Raw genomic sequence first — 16,196 nt, forward strand, 5'->3', positions numbered from 1 at the left:
GATTGTAAACAGACATTCGGGTCTGCTACGGTCATCTTTCACTGGCAGATTGGCGCTGGGGATCTTGTTTGTCCAGCGCCGATTTTGAGCAGGAAACGCCTCAAAGATAGGTCTGGCGTTCCAGCGAGGAGATCTCCCGCCCGAACTCATTTAACTCCTCTCTTTTGATCTCTGTCAGGACCTTGTGCATTTCCCGTCCCACCGCCTGTTTCATCAGCTTGGAGGCTTCGAACGCGTCAATCGCTTCGTCCATCCAGGGCGTCAGGCGCTTCTTTCTTTTTTCATAGGCATTGCCGGTCACCGGGGCCGGCGGATCTTTCTGCAGCACCAGTCCCTGCATCATGCCGGCCAAAATGCCGGTCAGGACCAGATAGGGATTGGCATCCGCCCCCGCGATCCGGTGCTCCACCCGTGCCGCTTCCGGGCTGGAGGCCGGAACGCGCAGGGCCACCGACCGGTTGTCATAGCCCCAACAGATTGAGGCAGGCGCATAAGAGCCCGGTTGCATGCGGCGGAAGCCGTTGAACGTGGAGATAAACAGCAGCAAGGCTTCCGGCATGGTCTTCAAGAGGCCGTTAATGGCATGCCCCAGACGCTCGGGACCCGTTTCCGAATCGGCAAACAGATTGCCGTTACCGTCTTCCATCGACACATGCACATGCATGCCGTTGCCCGGCCATTCCACGAACGGCTTGGCCATGAAGGAGGCCTTGAGTTCGTGTTTGCGGGCAACCCCGGCCACCAGACGGCGCAGCAGCACCACGTCATCGGCGGCCAGCAGCGGATTGCGCCGGTGGTGCAAGTTCAATTCGAACTGTCCGGGTGCGGCTTCGGAGACCGCCGCATCGGCCGGAATGCCCTGCACTTCGCAGGCCTTGCGCAGGTCATCGACCACCGGCAGCAGCGCTTCCAGATCCGACAGCGCATACATGTTCTGACGGGCCGGGCCGAGATGCGTGGAAAAGAGCGGCTTGGGCTGTTCCGTCCAGTCGCCGTCGCTTTCCTGAAACAGGTAGAATTCCAGTTCAAAGGCGCACGTAGCCGTCACCCCGAATTCGGCCTGGAGCCGATCCACCATATTTTCCAGCACATGGCGCGGGTCGGCCAGAAACGGCTGGCCGTCCCGGTCATACATGGACAACAGCACCTGTGCGGTCTTGCGGTCTGTCCAGGGCACCAGCTTCAAGGTTTCCGGGATCGGCCAGCAAACCCCGTCCTTGTCACCGGTTTCCAGATGCATGCCCGTGGCTTCCACTTCCCGCCCCCACACATCCAGCCCGAACAGGGAATATGGAAAGGCAACGCCCTGCTCGAACACTTTCGGCAGGGTCTTGCCCGGCAGCCACTTGCCGCGCAAGACCCCGTTGGTGTCCGGCAAAATAACTTCCAGCGTGTCCAGATCCGGATTGGCAGCGAGAAAGGCATCAAATTCCGTCTTCCATCCCGGCTCCGCCGGATGCTCCAGAATCTGATGGGGAAGCTCGTTCATAAAACCCTGCTTTCACAACTTACGGAGCGCTGCCCGGCAAACCCGGCCCGCCCGCAGCTTTTGTTTGCGTCCTTTTTAAAAATGTGATCACTTTCGGAAAAGCCTGTCAAGGCAGATCGCAAAATCGCAGCGTCCAGATGAAAGGAAGACGGCCGCAATGGCCCGGCAGTCCGACCGCACAAACAGTTCCTCAGGTCCCGCCGAACCTGCTGCGGTGGTGACGATGGCGTCAAAGCGCCGGGAGACAACCCGCGGGCAGGTGGATGCAGCCATCCGGGCCGGACTTCTGACGGGACGCTTCATTCCCGGAAAGGCTGTGACCATCCGCGGCCTTGCCGGAGAGCTGGGGGTAAGTCCCATGCCGGTGCGCGAAGTGCTGCAGCGGCTGGCTGCTGAAAACGCCCTGGAAGTGAAAAGCAACGGCCGGGTTCAAGTGCCGGACATGACGCCGGAGCGCTTCGACGAAGTGCTAAAGGCCCGGTTGCTGCTAGAGCCAGAATTGGCGCAACGCGCCCTACCCAACCTTCACAACGCCGATGTGACCACCCTGACGGCCCTTGATGACGAGATCGATAACTGCATCGACAGCGGCGATGCGGAAGCCTATATGCGGCTCAATCACGCCTTTCATTTCCATATCTACCGGGCGTCCGGGTCCAAGGTTCTGCTGCCTCTGATTGACAGTCTGTGGCTGCAATTCGCCCCCTTCATGCGCACGGTCTACGGACGGGTGGGCACGGCCAGCCTGATCGATCAGCACAAGGAAGCCATCCGCGCGGTTGAGCAGAAAAATATAGCGGCTTTGCGGGCTGCACTTGCCGGGGACATCAGCGACGGCATGGGGCTATTGGGAACTGCCATCTTGAACAGCGCCCGGAACGCTTGATCCGCATTCCACTCCATGTCATTTTGTGATCACAAACTTCTCCTCGACCTCCTGCGCTCTCTGTCCGGTCTGTCCGGCTACTGCCAGGGCAAGGCCGCAGAGTAGATTTGACGGGCGCTCTTTCCAGCCCGATCCGCACCAGACCTTTGGAGCCTGACGTGAGCGATACACCGCCGACAAAAGACAACAAACATGCCATCGATAGTCTGCGCGGAGTCCCGGACGGAGACGCCGCCAAGGACTGGCTGCATGCACGCAATATCGAGGACATAGAATGTATCGTGCCGGACATTGCCGGGGTCGCCCGCGGCAAGATGATGCCGGTTGAGAAGTTCTTTTCCGGCCCGGTCATGACCATGCCTGCCTCGATCTTTGCGCAGACGATTTCCGGCGACTATCCCGATGATGACGACCGGTTTCAGCACAACCCGACCGATGGCGACCTTTATTTCCGGGCCGACTACAGCACGCTGACCACTGTACCGTGGGAGAGCGACCCGACAGCCCAGCTCATTCACGATGCCTATACGCGGGAAGGCGAGCCTGTGGAAACGGCCCCGCGCAATGTGCTCAAGCGCATTTTGAAGCTCTACGAGGCCAAGGGCTGGAAGCCGGTGATTGCCCCGGAAATCGAGTTCTATCTGGTGCGCCCGAACACGGATCCCGACTATCCGCTGGAGCCACCCACCGGCCGCTCCGGCCGCCCGGAAGTGGGCCGCCAGTCTTACTCCATTTCGGCCTTGAACGAATTCGACGACCTGATCGACGACATCTATGATCTTTCGGAAAAACAGGGCCTGGAGATCGACACGCTGATCCATGAGGAAGGTGCCGCGCAGATGGAAATCAACCTGCGCCATGGCGACCCGCTGATCCTGGCCGACCAGGTATTTCTGTTCAAGCGCACCATTCGCGAGGCAGCCCTACGCCATGACATGTATGCCACCTTCATGTCCAAGCCCATGTCCCACCAGCCCGGCTCGGCCATGCATATTCATCAGTCCGTGGTCGATCTGGAAACGGGCAAGAACATTTTTTCCGATGAAGACGGTGCGGAAACACCTGCCTTTCTGTCATTCATCGCAGGCCACCAGAGGTTCCTGCCACGTGTGGCCTGCATCATGGCGCCCTTCGTCAATTCCTACCGGCGCTTTTCCAAGACCTCGACCTCGCCGGTCAATGTCTATTGGGGGTATGACAACCGCACGGTCGGGCTGCGCGTGCCCTATTCAAGCCCGGATGCCCGCCGCCTGGAAAACCGCATTCCCGGCTCCGATGCCAATCCCTATCTGTCCATTGCTGCCAGCCTGGCCTGCGGCTATCTGGGCATTGTCAACGGGTTGAAACCCGACTCACCGAAAAAGGACGACTGCACGGAACTGGCCAAGTCCTTGCCGCGCGGCCTGCCCGAAGCGGTGGCCAAGTTCGAGAAATCCGACGAGATGATCGAGGTGTTCGGCGAAAAGTTCGTCGCCACCTACCGGGCGATCAAATACGAGGAATTCGAAACCTTCATGTCCGTGATCAGCCCCTGGGAGCGGGAATACCTCCTGCTCAATGTCTGAGCGGTCCGCTTCCCCCTTTCTTTCTTTGGAGCACCAGCCATGACGGCCCATTCCAACATCTATCCGACCAAGGCCCTGCAGGAGCTTGACGCGGCCCACCACTGGCATCCGTTCTCGGACATGAAGTCTCTCAATGAAGAGGGCAGCCGGATCATCACCAGCGCCGACGGCGTCTGGCTGACCGATTCAGAGGGCAACAGGATCCTGGACGGCATGGCCGGTCTGTGGTGCGTGCAGGTGGGCCATGGGCGCAAGGAAATCGCCGAGGCCAGCTACCGGCAGATGAACGAGCTGGCCTATTACAACACCTTCTTCAAAACGTCCCATCCGCCGGCGATCGCCCTGTCTGAAAAGCTTGCCAAGCTGGCGCCCGATCACATCAACACCGTGTTTTACTGCTCTTCCGGATCGGAGGCCAATGACACCGTGTTCCGCATGGTCCGCACCTATTGGGACAAGATGGGCCAACCGGACAAGAAGGTGATTATCGGCCGCTGGAACGGCTATCACGGCTCAACCCTGGCCGGAACCAGCCTGGGCGGCATGAAAGCCATGCATGCCCAGGGTGACCTTCCCGTAAGCGGTGTCCACCATATCGACCAGCCCTACTGGTTTGGCGAGGGCCAGGACATGAGCCCGCAAGAGTTTGGGCTTGCGTCTGCGAAAAAGCTCGAACAGGCGATTGACGAGATCGGTGAAGACAAGGTTGCCGCTTTCATTGCCGAGCCGATCCAGGGAGCTGGCGGCGTCATCATTCCGCCCGACAGCTACTGGCCGGAAGTCCGGCGCATTTTGAACGAGCGAAACATTCTGTTTGTGGCCGATGAGGTCATCTGCGGCTTCGGCCGGCTGGGCGAATGGTTCGGCTCGACCTATTTCGGCATGACCCCGGACCTGATGCCGATCGCCAAGGGCCTGACCTCCGGCTACCTTCCCATGGGCGGTGTTCTCGTTTCGGACCGGGTCGCGGACGGCTTGATGAAAAGCGGCGACGATTTCAATCACGGCTACACCTATTCCGGCCATCCGGTCTGTGCGGCAGCCGCCCTTGCCAATCTGGAGATCATGGAGCGCGAGGGCCTGGTCAACCGGGTCAAGACCGATATCGGCCCTTACCTGAAGAGCCGCTGGGAGAAACTGGGGGATCACCCACTAGTGGGCGAAGCCCGCATGACCGGCCTCATGGGCGCTTTGGAACTGGTGCCGGACAAACAGGACCTGCACAAAAGCTTCCCGGAGACCGGCACGGTTGGCACACTCTGCCGCGACATTTCCTTTCGGCAAGGCATGGTCATGCGCGCCGTGCGTGACAGTATGATCATTTCTCCACCCCTTGTGCTCAGCCATGAAGAAGCAGACATTCTGGTGGCAACGGCGGAAAAGGCCCTGGATGAAACCTACCGGACCTTGAAAAAAGATGGCTGGCTGGGCTGACCCCGGCCTATCTCCAGACCACACAAGCGCGGGCGGGAGTGTGCCGCCCGCTTGGGTTCCACCCGTCTTTTTTGAAACTGCACAAAATCTGCACATGGCCTGACACGGCCCTGCAAGCCCCTCCGGCAAAAAGGGTCTGTTCCCTGGGGCATTCTGCGGCTGACCCTTTGCCTCAAAGCCCCGCCGACCAACCCGACTGCGAGGTGGCTGTCATGGTTTTGCGCTTGTTCAAGGTCCCGCTCAGGTTCCGCCCCTGCCCCTTTACGCCTTGGTCTGCCGACCGGCTTGCAGAACCGGTGCGCCGCCGCTGGCGCCGGGCTCCAGTTCTGGACCGGTCCCTGCCCCGCAGCCTCGCCCGCGATGGCTGGTGGCTGGAAACCTGAGCCAGCCTCGGCTATCTCTTGAGAGAAAGCCGGTTTGGACAGCCCCTGTCATTCAATGGCGTTGCAGCCCGGCAAGGCCAACTTTTCTTCGGAAACGTTCAGTGCAGACCAGAACCATTCTCGTTGTCGATGATGACCCGCATATCCGGGATGTCATCTGTTTCGCGCTCCAGAAAGCCGGCTACAGCCATGAGATCGCCACCCACGGCAAGGAGGCGCTGGACAAGGCTGTCCTGTTCACCCCCGCTCTTGTCATTCTGGATATCGGCCTGCCGGAAATGGATGGTCTTGACGTCTGCCGGGAGCTGCGCAAGACCTCCGAGGTGCCGATCCTGTTCCTCTCCGCCCGGGATGATGAAATTGACCGGATCATCGGCCTGGAGCTTGGCGCCGATGACTATGTGACCAAGCCGTTCAGCCCGCGGGAGCTGATTGCACGGGTCGGCGTCATTCTCAAACGCTATGGAGCCCCTGTCTCCGCCGCGTCTTCGGACGTGTCCCGGCTTGAGCAAGGATTGATCAGCCTTGAAAAGGAGGAACGGCAGGTGCGGGTCGACGGCAGCGCCATTGGACTGACGGCCATTGAATTCGACATTCTGACCACCTTGATGACCCGGCCCAAGATCGTCTTCACCCGGGACAAGATCCTGGAACAGGCCTACCGGGACAATATTCACGTTTCAGACCGCACCATCGACAGCCATATCCGCAACATCAGAGCCAAGCTCGGAGCGGCCGGCTGCAAGGATGCCATTGAAACCGTCCACGGGGTCGGCTTCCGTCTCGGTCCGTGCGATGCAGCGGGCTGACCTGTGCTGAGCCTGTTCCCCCGCGCGTTCCGGGACCGCTGGCGCCCTCCGCTCAGCCTCGTGATTGCCCTGGTTCTGGCCATCATGCTGCTGGTGCCGCTTGCCGGCATCGTGTTCTTCCGGGTCTATGAAAACCAGCTGATTGAAACAACAGAGGCTGAGCTGATTGCCCAGTCGGCCGCAATCGCAGCAACGACCGCCCAGCTTCTGTCCCAGTCACGCGCCCGTCAGATCCCCCTCGGCCCGGTCCGGACTGCAGCGGCGTCCCCGGAAAGTGGCAGCCCGTCTCCACAAAAGAAAGACCGGAGTGCTTCCTACCGCCTCAAAGGTGGATGGACACCGCAATTGCCGGTGCTCAATCTCAACAAGACACCGGTCCTGCCAAGCCGGCCGGAGGCACGACCCGCCTCCTCGCCGGTTGCACGTGTTTATACAAAGGTCGGCAAGCAGCTTGATCCGATCCTGCTTCAGACCCAAAGGCTGACCCTGGCCGGGTTCCGGGTGCTGGACCCCAAAGGCGTCGTGATTGCGGGACGGACCGAAAAAGGCCGGTCGCTCGCCCATGTGATGGAAGTCAAAAGCGCCCTTGCCGGGCGCTATGGCAGCGCGCTGCGCAAACGGGTGGTCAACAATCCCCAGCCGATCTACTCCCTCAGCCGGGGCACCAGCGTGCGGGTGTTTGTGGCCCTGCCGGTGCTGGTCGACGGGCGGGTGGCCGGGGCGGTCTATGCCTCGCGCACGCCGAGCAACATCTTGAAGGAAATGTTCCTGAAGCGGGAAACCGTCTTCTGGGTTCTGGCCTTCATTCTCGGCGCCACCTTCATCGTCGGCGCTATCTTTTCCCGGGGCATTTCCGCGCCGATCAAGGCTCTGACGGAGCGCTCACGCAAAATTGGCCGCGGCGACCGGGACGCGCTTAAGCCGCTGGCCCTTCATGGCAACCGGGAGATCCATGAGCTCTCGCAGAGCATGCTGGAGACGTCGCAAAAGCTGTTTGAGCGCAACGACTATATCAATACCTTCGCCAATCATGTCACCCATGAGCTGAAGACCCCGCTGACCGCCATCCAGGGGGCGGCCGAATTGCTGCGCGATGGCGGCGGGGACCTGACGGAGGCCGAACGGGCAAAATTTCTCGGCAATATCCTGACCGACACGGACCGGGCCTCGCGGCTGCTCAACCGGCTGCGGGACCTTGCACGCGCCGAGAGCGTCCAGATCGGCGGCAATTGCCGGATGGGCAATGTGCTGGAGACCAGCCGCGCCCGATTTCAGGGCATTTCCATCGACATGACAGCCGATTGCCTGCTGCCGCTGTCGGCGGAAAATGCCCGGATCGTGTTGGAAAACCTGATCGACAATTCCCGGCGCCACGGGGCCGACCGGATCGTGTTCATACCGGACCGGTCTGCCGACGGGCTAGTGCTCACGGTCAGGGATACTGGCACCGGGATTTCGCCGGGCAATCAGGATCAGGTGTTTGATCTGTTTTTCACCACCCGCCGCGCCAGCGGCGGCACCGGCATGGGCCTGGGCATCATCCGCGCCCTTCTTCAGGCCCACCACGGCACCATCACCCACGTACCGCAGGACAAGGGCGCCTGTTTCGAAATCCGGTTCTTGCCGGTGCCCAGCTAAGATAAAGCAGCCCCGCACGCTGTGAGGCTGTCACACATATATTGCTGTGCGCATTTCAACCGCGTGAGGGACCCTAGGCAAAACCTGGGAAAGCGCTATTCTGCCGCCACAGCCACATCGCGGACGGAGCGGCGGGCCCAGGGGCGGGTGCCCTCGGGGATTTCGTCCACTGTGCCGACCGGCTGCAAGTATTTGGTGACTTCCGGCCACTCGCCAGCTTGAAGCGCCTTCAGCACTTCCGGCTTGGACAGTTCGAAAGACGACACCCCGCAGCGGCGGGCCAGCGGCACCTGATCCAGGATATAGCTTCCAACCGCGCGGATGTCGCCCTGATACCCGATCCGTTCCCGCAGCACGCGCGCTGCGGAAAAGCTACGGCCGTCCGCAAAGCTCGGGAAGTCGACCGCCACATGAGCCAGCCGGTCCAGATAGGGCTGGATCAGCTCCACATCATCTCCGGCTTCAACCAGAACCGCTGTTTTCCCGGAGCGGGCCAGAAAAGCGTCTGCTGCGTCCAGAAACTGCGTCTGCGGCACCAGCAGATCCGCCTCATCGCTGGCCGGTTGCGCGGCATCTGCCTCTAACCGGGTCCAGCTTTCTTCGGCGAACTCACCGTCCTTGAAAATCGTGGCCATTCCTGCGTCCTCACATTCCAGAGCATTCCGGTCTCACACAAAGCCCGAGGCTCACTCTAACTCGTTGTTCTTGCGGCAGTTCCGGAGAAAAACCGGTTTTCCCCTTCCCGGACCTGCCCTGATTCCGGCGCAGGTCAGATCCCGCTGCCGTCAATTTCCTTGCCATGGGTCGGCCAGTGGATACCACACTCGGTCTTTTCCTGTCCGCGCCAGCGCCCGGCACGCGGGTCTTCCCCCGGTGCGACCTTGCTGGTGCAGGGCAGGCATCCGATGGACGGATAGCCCTGGGCCACAAGCGGATGGGGTGGCAGGTCATGGGCGCGGGCATAGTCCAGCACCTCGGCCGCCGACCACTCGGCCAGCGGATTGACCTTCACGCGCCCGGCGTCAATCTCGAAATGCTCCAGACTGGAACGGGTCGCGCTCTGATGCCGTTTGCGTCCGGACACCCAGGCTTCAAACCCGGTGAGCGCCCGTTCCAGCGGCACCACTTTACGGATATGGCAGCAGGCATCCGTATCGGACATCCACAACATGCCCGCGGGGTCCTTCTCCGCAATATCCTCCTTTTCCGGCTTGAAGGTTCTGACATCGCTGAGGCCAAGCCGGAAGACCAGTTCATCCCGGTAAAGAAGCGTTGCCGGAAACAGCTTCACCGTGTCGATAAACAGGACCGGCGTCGTGGGATCGATCTGCGCCACCATATGCAACAGCACCGCGCTGTCCGCGCCGAAGCTGGAGACCATGGCAATACGGCCGGCAAATTGATGCCGGATCGCACCGCGCAAGATCTCCTCGGCCGGGGCATCCTCAAACTGCGTGTTCAGTGCCGCAGCTTCTGCCTGAAGACCGAGTTCCGGATCCACTCCGAGGGAAAATGTATCATGCAGCGCCATAAAGGGCCTCCTTGAAGGGCTCCTCCCCGACCCGGCGGTAAGCCTCCAGGAAGGTTTCCTCCTTGCCCGATCTCAGACCGAGATAGGTGTCCACAAGGGTCTCAATGGCATCGACCACCTCATCTGAGGAAAAGCCGCGGCCAACGATCTCACCAATGGACGCGTTTTCATTGGCGGAGCCGCCAAGCGTCACCTGGTAGAATTCCTCGCCCTTCTTCTCCAGGCCGAGAATGCCGATATGTCCGACATGATGGTGCCCGCAGGCATTGATGCAGCCGGAGATCTTGATCTTCAGCTCGCCAATCTCCGATTGGCGCTCCGCCGTGCCGAACCGCTCCGAAATGCGCTGAGCGACCGGGATCGAGCGGGCCGTGGCAAGGGCACAGTAATCCATGCCCGGGCAGGCGATGATGTCGGTGATCAGACCCGCATTTCCCTCGGCAATCTCCGCCGCCGTCAGACGGTCGAACAGGGCGGGCAGGTCCTCCAGTTTCACATGGGGCAGAATGACATTCTGCTCGTGGCTGATACGGATTTCGTCATGGCCGAACTGCTCCGCCAGATCCGCGATCACCTCCATCTGCGCATCGGACGCATCGCCCGGGATGCCGCCGATCGGCTTCATGGACAGGGTCACGGACGTATAACCGGGAACCCGGTGCGGGTTGAGATTATGGGCCAGAAATTGCGCAAAGGCGGCATCGCTGGCGCGCCGCGCCTCGACGGCCTCGGCCTCAGGGGCGCCCACTTCCAGCGGTGGCGGGGCAAAATACGCCTCGATGCGGCGCACTTCCTCATCCGGCAGGCGCAGAACCCCGAAGCGGATCTTTTCAAATTCCGCCTCAATGTCCGCCTTCAGCTCGTCCAGGCCGGTCTCATGCACCAGGATCTTGATCCTCGCCTTATACTTGTTGTCGCGGCGGCCATAGCGGTTATAGACACGCAGGATCGCTTCGGAATAGGCTAGAAGATCTTCTTCCGGCAGGAAGTCACGCACCTTGCGGCCAATCATGGGCGTGCGGCCAAGCCCGCCGCCGACAAACACCACGAAACCGACTTCCCCCGCGTCGTTGCGGGCCAGCTGCAGGCCAATGTCGTGGACCTGAACGGCGGCCCGGTCATTCGGCGCACCGGTGATCGCAATCTTGAACTTGCGCGGCAGGAACGAGAATTCCGGATGCAGAGACGACCATTGCCGCAGGATTTCCGCATAGGGGCGCGGATCGGCGATCTCGTCCGCCGCTGCCCCGGCAAAGTGGTCCGCCGTTACATTGCGGATGCAGTTGCCCGAGGTCTGGATGGCATGCATTTCCACTTCGGCCAGTTCTTCCAGGATCTTCGGTGTGTCTTCCAGCCTGGGCCAGTTGAACTGAATGTTCTGGCGTGTGGTGAAATGGCCGTAGCCCTTGTCATAGGTGCGGGCAATATGGGCAAGCTTGCGCATCTGGCGGCTGTTCAAGGTGCCATAGGGAATGGCGACCCGCAGCATATAGGCATGTAGCTGGAGGTAGAGCCCGTTCATCAGCCGGAGCGGCTTGAACTCGTCTTCAGACAATTCGCCGGCCATGCGGCGGCGGACCTGATCCTTGAACTGTTCCGTGCGCTGATTGACAAAGCTGGCGTCAAATTCGTCGTAGCGGTACATCTTGAACTCTCCTTGCGGGCGCTGCCGGGGCCGTGAGTGCTGGCGCAGCCCTTCCCTCGTGGTGGTGGGTGATCAGGCGGAAACAGGCTGGGCCTGTTTACCGAGCTCCGGGTGTGTGGTCGGGCCTGCGGCGCGGATGCGCTCGCGCAGACGCACCGGAACAATGACGCCGTCTTCCCGGGTCACCGCCATGTCATAGACCCCAACGACCTCCTGGTTCCGTTCAGCCTCCTGACCAAGGGCGAGGCCTTCGGCAACGGCCTCCTTGCCGTCATAGACCCGGGCCAGCGTGACCCGCTCGACCCAGGTGCCGTGTTCTCCAAGCCAGACGACATCGCCATTCAACAGGCGGTTGGCGGTAATGACTTTCATCGCGTCTCTTTCTTGCCTCAGGCAACCGCCGCGCGGGCCACATCAAGCGGCGCCAGCGGTTCGGCCTTGTGAAGGGCGGCGTGGCCAACAGCCTCGCCAATGACAATCAGGACCGGGCCGTCAATCTCCGCCCGGTTCGACAGGACCGCCAGCTCGGACAAGGTGCCGGCAAACAGGCGCTCGTCGGAATGGGCGGCGTTTTCAACAACGGCAACGGGAGTTTCCGGCTTCAGGCCGGCGCTGATCATTTTGTCAGCAACAGCTGAGGCCACCGTGCGGCCCATATAGACAGCAACCGTCGCGCCTTTCAGGGCCAGCCCGGCCCAGTCGGGCAGGGTTTCGGACTTGGCATTGTGGCCGGTGGCAAATACCAGATTGGAGGCAACTCCGCGCAGGGTCAACGGGATCTGGGCCGAGGCTGCTGCCGCAAAGGCAGCCGTGACACCCGGCACGATTTCGAAACCGATCCCGTCTTTCCGCAGGGCATCCATCTCTTCCGCCGCCCGGCCGAAAATCATCGGATCACCGGCTTTCAGCCGCACCACCTTATGCCCCTTGCGGCCCAGCTCCACCAGCAAATGGCAGATCTCCGACTGCGGGACGGAATGGGCGCCCTTGCGCTTGCCGACAGAAATCCGCTCCGCATCCCGGCGGCCCATGGCAACAACGCTTGCCGGCACCAGCGCGTCATGGACAATCACGTCCGCCTCCTGCAGCAGGCGCTGCGCGCGCAGCGTCAGGAGATCTTCCGCACCGGGGCCTGCCCCGACCAGCCAGACAAAGCCCGGCTCATCGGCCATGCCGTTCAGGAGACGCTGCGCTTCGGCGCGCGCCACACCGGCCCGCCCGGCATAAAGGTTGGTTGCGACAGAGCCGGAAAAGAAACGGGCCCAGAAAGTCCGGCGCAGCGCGCCATCGGCAATCACCTTTGTGGCCGCATCACGGAAGCTTTCCGCCAGCCGGGCTAGCTCTCCGGTGGCCAAAGGCAGCATTGCCTCAATCCGCGCGCGGATGTGGCGGGAGAGAACCGGACCAACCCCGGTGGAGCTGACGGCAACAGCAATCGGCGCCCGGTTGACCAGCGCCCCGGTGTAAAAATCGCACAGCTCCGGCTTGTCGACCGCATTGACCGGCACGCCCATGATCCGGGCGGCGCCGACCACCGCTTTATCAAGCGCAAGATCTTCACGCGCGGAAAACACAAGAGCGGCCCCGGTCAAATGGGCGGGACGGAAGTCTTCGGCCAGATGGTCTGCCTGGAACAGATCGACAGCCTCCTGAAGATCCGGTTCGATCTCCCGGGCGATCACAGTGATCTGCGCATTGGTCTCGCCCAGAAGACGGACCTTCGCCGCTGCCTCGCCGCCATGGCCAACCACAATCACCTTGCGGCCCGCCACCTTCATGAACGCCGGGAAGACGTCCAGCCGGTCTTCCGGCTTTTTCAGCGTTTTCACTTTGTCGCCACGGCGGATTGCCATCGTCAAGGGTCTCCAATCCCAGTTTGATGGCTCTAATGTAGAGGGCTGCAGCCACCGGTGCCGGGCACCGGTTTTCAAAGCTTGGCGCGGAAGGGGAATAGTTTTTTCCGTTCCCGGCATTTGGCCGATTCCGGTTTCCGGAGCTGCAAAAACTGCCCTTGCGGCAGGTGGAAAATCCGGACGCTGTCTGGCGAAATCCGGCACGTTTTGCGTGACGGGGCTGGCTTTGAACGCTATGACTTCGCCCGGACGCGACCCATCCAGACAAAGATCGTAAATATGTCTTCCCTCAAAGCCTTTCTCGTGGCCGCCGCCACATCCTGCTGCCTCCTGAGCGTTGCCCTTCCCGCCAGCGCCCAGGAGACCCCTCCTCCTGCCTCGGCAACCGGTGACGCCTTGTGGCAGACCCGATGCGCCGGCGGCTCACGCGCCGCCGATGCGCTGATTTGCGAAGCGTCCCAGAGCGTTCGCGTCAAAGACAGCGGCCAGTTGCTCTTCAAGGTCGATATCATCTATCCGGCCAACAAGGCCGCCCCGGTGCTGCAGATGCAGCTGCCGCTGGGGTTCTATATTCCAGGCAAGATCAAGCTGTCGGTGGACGGCACGCCGATGCGCGACCTGGATGTGGGCACCTGTGACGGCCGCGGCTGCTTCCTGTCGGCTAAAGCGACGCCAGACATGATCGAGGCCATGAAAGCGGGGGCAAAGCTAAAAATCGATTTCGCCCCGGCAGCCGGTAGCCGGCAAGCTGTTGAAATCCCTCTGACCGGCTTCAGCCGCGCCATGGCGGCAATCCAGTAGGAGCTTGATGCCAACCTCACCAAAGGGGCCGGTCCCGGATCTGATCCGGGACGGCGCTCGCGGAACCCCGAAGCCCATTGGAAATGGTGAGATGTCCCGGTTTTCGCAGACTGGATCCTGTCACGGGCTTCGCTGGGCCGGGACGGCACCCGGAGCAACACGCCGGTTTGCCCCCGCCGTCATTCCAGCGAAAGCAGCAATCGAGTGCGCTGCGTGGGAAAACTGAGTAGCGGGCAGCTGACGGGCCACACCCAGCACACGCGTCTCAGCACTTGCGATAGGAGCGGCCATACGGCCGCCTTTGCGTCCTGACATTCCCGGCTGGCAGATGGGCGGCCAGCCCGTGGGACGAGGAGTGGCGCGGTGGTCTTAGAGGATCCGAACCACTCCTGAAAGACAGAAATCTTATTTCATCGCCTGAAGGACGGAGACGAAATTGGCAACGGCTGCGCCACCCATGTTGAAGATGCCGCCGATTTCCGCGTCCTTGACCTGAATGTCCCCGGCGGTTCCGGTGAGCTGCATGGCGGTGAGCACATGCATGGACACCCCGGTGGCGCCGATGGGGTGGCCCTTGGACTTCAAGCCCCCGGACGGGTTGACCGGCAGCTTGCCGCCCATTTCGGTCCAGCCTTCCAGAACCGCCCGTGCCCCTTCGCCCTCTGCCGTCAGGCCCATGGCTTCATATTCGATCAGTTCGGCGATGGTGAAACAGTCATGTGTCTCGACAAAGGACAGGTCCTCAAGCGCCAGATTGGCATCGCCCAGAGCCTCGCCCCAAGCCTTGGAGCAGCCTTCGAATTTTAAGATGTCCCGGCGGGACATGGGCAGGAAATCCTGCACATGGGCCATGCCGCGGAAGGCCACCGCCTTTTTCATACCAAGCGCGGTCGCCGTGTCGGTCAGAACCAGAGCCGCCGCCCCATCGGACACAAGTGAGCAGTCCGTGCGCTTCAGCGGACCGGCAACATAGGGGTTCTTCTCGCTTTCCGCCCGGCAGAACTCAAAGCCAAGATCCTTGCGCATCTGGGCATAGGGGTTGTTCACCCCGTTCTTGTGGTTCTTGGCGGCGATTCTGGCCAGCGCATCGGACTGGTCGCCATATGTCTGGAAATAGGAATCGGCAATCTTGCCGAAAACGCCGGCAAACCCGGCCGGAATGTCCCCTTCTTCCTTCAGATAGGAGGCTTTCAAAAGGTTCTTGCCAATTTCCGGTCCCGGCGTCGTGGTCATCTGCTCCACGCCAACCACAAGAACGATACGGGCATCTCCGGAGGCAATCGCGCGCACGCCCTGGTGCACGGCCGCAGACCCCGTGGCACAGGCATTTTCCACCCGTGTAGCCGGTTTGAACCGAAGCGCCGGATCAGCCTGAAGCACGAGCGACGCGGTGAAATCCTGGGCCGAAAACCCGGCATTGAAATGCCCGAGCAGGATTTCATCGACCTCTTCCGGGGCAATGCCCGCGTCGTGAAGCGCTTCGACCGCCACCTTGACGATCATGCTTTCCACCGTTTCGTCCGCATGTTTGCCAAAAGGCATATGGGCCCAGCCCACCATTGCTGCCGTCATGAGAGTTCCTCCAGTTGGTCTGACCGGTTGCCCCGCAGGGGTATCCCCCTAGCAGCAGGGACCGCCTGTCCGGTCCGGTATCGACTTTATACCAAAGAGAACCCGAGAAGCCCCTCTGAAAGAGGGCCAACCCGTCTGCAGGCTAGACCGGCGCTCCAGCTGAGCGGACAGGCGCACGGCTTCAAACCGGGCGGATGCCTCCCAAACTCACTTTGGCAGAAATGACAATTTGTTGATCGGGACAGTTCCAGCTTCCCGTCGGCATTGCAAGAAGAAATTGACGAAAACGTCATTCAATTTATATTATATTTTTTATTTCAATGTCTTATTTTATTTTCAAAATGAGATTTCGGGTATCTTCAGTGGCACCCCTCGTCAAAATTGCGTAAAAATTCAGCAAAACCCTACGGAATCTTTCATTGACCTGTCACGAGAAGCGTTTATTCATCTGCGCGTTCCGGACAAAATCGTTTTTCGAGATTTTTCAGACGAGTCACCGGCCCTGAATTTCAGGGCCGGTTTTTCGTTTTGGCACAATAGTTTAAGATTGAGGACTTCGCCGCCTGCCGCGATTTCTTGGGGCCCGCGCA

The 16,196-nt window shown here is 61.0% G+C and carries 14 protein-coding genes; 7 read left to right on the forward strand and 7 right to left on the reverse strand.

All coding sequences use genetic code 11. The features are described 5' to 3' along the window. Positions 1–100: 100 nt before the first annotated feature. Entirely contained in the window at positions 101–1,489 is a 1,389-nt protein-coding gene (locus tag ACXAIC_RS10470) for a glutamine synthetase family protein (protein WP_475177441.1), read from the reverse strand. A gap of 157 nt (positions 1,490–1,646) precedes the next feature. On the opposite strand from ACXAIC_RS10470, the gene ACXAIC_RS10475 reads away from it, so the two are divergent. The 6 genes from ACXAIC_RS10475 (at position 1,647) to ACXAIC_RS10500 (ending at position 8,204) form a co-directional block, all read left to right on the forward strand. Continuing rightward, entirely contained in the window at positions 1,647–2,375 is a 729-nt protein-coding gene (locus ACXAIC_RS10475) for a GntR family transcriptional regulator (RefSeq protein ID WP_475177444.1), read from the forward strand. A gap of 158 nt (positions 2,376–2,533) precedes the next feature. Beyond that, on the forward strand, positions 2,534–3,940 hold the full coding sequence (locus ACXAIC_RS10480) for a glutamine synthetase family protein (RefSeq protein ID WP_475177448.1): 1,407 nt from the start codon (positions 2,534–2,536) through the stop codon (positions 3,938–3,940). Positions 3,941–3,979: 39 nt separating this feature from the next. Then, the gene (locus tag ACXAIC_RS10485) at positions 3,980–5,374 is read left to right on the forward strand and encodes an aspartate aminotransferase family protein (RefSeq protein ID WP_475177453.1); all 1,395 of its coding nucleotides are present in this window, start codon (positions 3,980–3,982) and stop codon (positions 5,372–5,374) included. Between the two features lie 212 nt (positions 5,375–5,586). Next, positions 5,587–5,757 (forward strand): hypothetical protein, encoded by a 171-nt coding sequence (locus ACXAIC_RS10490; protein WP_475177454.1) that lies wholly within the window; start codon positions 5,587–5,589, stop codon positions 5,755–5,757. 101 nt (positions 5,758–5,858) lie between these two features. Then, positions 5,859–6,566, forward strand: a complete 708-nt coding sequence (locus tag ACXAIC_RS10495) for a response regulator (RefSeq protein WP_475177457.1) — start codon at positions 5,859–5,861, stop codon at positions 6,564–6,566. Positions 6,567–6,569: 3 nt separating this feature from the next. Further along, entirely contained in the window at positions 6,570–8,204 is a 1,635-nt protein-coding gene (locus ACXAIC_RS10500) for a HAMP domain-containing sensor histidine kinase (RefSeq protein ID WP_475177462.1), read from the forward strand. A gap of 95 nt (positions 8,205–8,299) precedes the next feature. Here ACXAIC_RS10500 and ACXAIC_RS10505 read toward each other — a convergent pair whose 3' ends face one another. From ACXAIC_RS10505 to cysG, 5 genes are all read right to left on the reverse strand, one after another. Beyond that, a complete protein-coding gene (locus tag ACXAIC_RS10505) occupies positions 8,300–8,839 on the reverse strand; it encodes a DUF934 domain-containing protein (RefSeq protein WP_475177464.1) in 540 nt (179 codons plus the stop codon). Between the two features lie 134 nt (positions 8,840–8,973). Beyond that, positions 8,974–9,735 carry a phosphoadenylyl-sulfate reductase gene (locus tag ACXAIC_RS10510; RefSeq protein ID WP_475177467.1) on the reverse strand — a complete coding sequence of 254 codons (762 nt, stop codon included), beginning with the start codon at positions 9,733–9,735 and terminating at the stop codon, positions 8,974–8,976. Further along, on the reverse strand, positions 9,722–11,380 hold the full coding sequence (locus ACXAIC_RS10515) for a nitrite/sulfite reductase (RefSeq protein ID WP_475177470.1): 1,659 nt from the start codon (positions 11,378–11,380) through the stop codon (positions 9,722–9,724). Before ACXAIC_RS10515 ends, ACXAIC_RS10510 begins: the two co-directional genes overlap by 14 nt. Positions 11,381–11,452: 72 nt before the next feature. Continuing rightward, the gene (locus ACXAIC_RS10520) at positions 11,453–11,752 is read right to left on the reverse strand and encodes a DUF2849 domain-containing protein (protein ID WP_475177474.1); all 300 of its coding nucleotides are present in this window, start codon (positions 11,750–11,752) and stop codon (positions 11,453–11,455) included. 17 nt (positions 11,753–11,769) lie between these two features. After that, positions 11,770–13,233, reverse strand: a complete 1,464-nt coding sequence (cysG, locus tag ACXAIC_RS10525; protein ID WP_475177477.1) for a siroheme synthase CysG — start codon at positions 13,231–13,233, stop codon at positions 11,770–11,772. A 279-nt stretch (positions 13,234–13,512) separates the two neighbouring features. Here cysG and ACXAIC_RS10530 point away from each other — a divergent pair, with 279 nt between their 5' ends. After that, complete coding sequence (locus ACXAIC_RS10530) at positions 13,513–14,034, forward strand: invasion associated locus B family protein (protein ID WP_475177481.1); 522 nt, start codon at positions 13,513–13,515, stop codon at positions 14,032–14,034. 405 nt (positions 14,035–14,439) lie between these two features. On the opposite strand, the gene ACXAIC_RS10535 is transcribed toward ACXAIC_RS10530, so the two are convergent. After that, positions 14,440–15,606 (reverse strand): acetyl-CoA acetyltransferase, encoded by a 1,167-nt coding sequence (locus tag ACXAIC_RS10535; RefSeq protein ID WP_475177487.1) that lies wholly within the window; start codon positions 15,604–15,606, stop codon positions 14,440–14,442. Positions 15,607–16,196: the final 590 nt, after the last annotated feature.

Source organism: Roseibium sp. AWQ4_254, assembly GCF_056161025.1.

Excerpts from the sequence above, each read along its gene's own strand:
- ACXAIC_RS10470 (WP_475177441.1), bottom strand. The coding sequence starts at position 1,489 with ATGAACGAGCTTCCCCATCAGATTCTGGAGCATCCGGCGGAGCCGGGA.
- ACXAIC_RS10475 (WP_475177444.1), top strand. The coding sequence starts at position 1,647 with ATGGCCCGGCAGTCCGACCGCACAAACAGTTCCTCAGGTCCCGCCGAA.
- ACXAIC_RS10485 (WP_475177453.1), top strand. The coding sequence starts at position 3,980 with ATGACGGCCCATTCCAACATCTATCCGACCAAGGCCCTGCAGGAGCTT.
- ACXAIC_RS10490 (WP_475177454.1), top strand. The coding sequence starts at position 5,587 with ATGGTTTTGCGCTTGTTCAAGGTCCCGCTCAGGTTCCGCCCCTGCCCC.
- ACXAIC_RS10505 (WP_475177464.1), bottom strand. The coding sequence starts at position 8,839 with ATGGCCACGATTTTCAAGGACGGTGAGTTCGCCGAAGAAAGCTGGACC.
- ACXAIC_RS10510 (WP_475177467.1), bottom strand. The coding sequence starts at position 9,735 with ATGGCGCTGCATGATACATTTTCCCTCGGAGTGGATCCGGAACTCGGT.
- ACXAIC_RS10515 (WP_475177470.1), bottom strand. The coding sequence starts at position 11,380 with ATGTACCGCTACGACGAATTTGACGCCAGCTTTGTCAATCAGCGCACG.
- ACXAIC_RS10520 (WP_475177474.1), bottom strand. The coding sequence starts at position 11,752 with ATGAAAGTCATTACCGCCAACCGCCTGTTGAATGGCGATGTCGTCTGG.
- cysG (WP_475177477.1), bottom strand. The coding sequence starts at position 13,233 with ATGGCAATCCGCCGTGGCGACAAAGTGAAAACGCTGAAAAAGCCGGAA.
- ACXAIC_RS10530 (WP_475177481.1), top strand. The coding sequence starts at position 13,513 with ATGTCTTCCCTCAAAGCCTTTCTCGTGGCCGCCGCCACATCCTGCTGC.
- ACXAIC_RS10535 (WP_475177487.1), bottom strand. The coding sequence starts at position 15,606 with ATGACGGCAGCAATGGTGGGCTGGGCCCATATGCCTTTTGGCAAACAT.